Genomic DNA, 588 nt, shown 5'->3' with positions numbered 1-588 from the left:
TCCGAGTCTGTCCCCGTCACTGCCCTGAAGCGGTAAGCACCCGCCAGGAGGGTGTATCGGGGGGGGATCCTGGCGGGTGCTGTTAACCCTCTCCCTGCCCACCTGGCGCGGTTGTCAAGCCTCGCCGCGCAGTTTTTCTGTGTAACCCTCTGTACTCGTCGGAGGAACGGGTTGGAGACTCCCCGCGCCCAACCTGGTCGCCCGGATGTCGACGAGAGACGCCCGATCACTCGCCGAGCGGAGTGAATCTCTACTCGCGTTAGACGCTGGCGTGGACGAAGGGGGACCTCGGCCGCGCGACTGCCTAGGTACCCGCGTTAACCCTGCCGTTCCTCTTGCGCCGTGTTGTACACGAGGAAAGCCGACAATCGGGATCCGCTCACCGAGAATCTGCTGGCGAGCAACGGCGGCTCCGCTTCCGCGCCGGTCGTGATGGAAGGGCGAAGCCGACAATCGGGATCCGCTTGCCGAGAGTCTGCTGTCGAGCACCCGGTTGACTCGCCGCCGAGGCCGGTCGCGGTCGCGATGCCCGTCGTCGCGTCATGCGGGTGCGCGGCGACATCGGTCATCTCACGGCGATGCCGTCGG

It is taken from the genome of Actinomycetota bacterium (genome assembly GCA_005888325.1).
Classification (GTDB): Bacteria; Actinomycetota; Acidimicrobiia; order Acidimicrobiales; family AC-14; genus AC-14.
Note: the sequence above shows the minus strand (reverse complement) of the source record.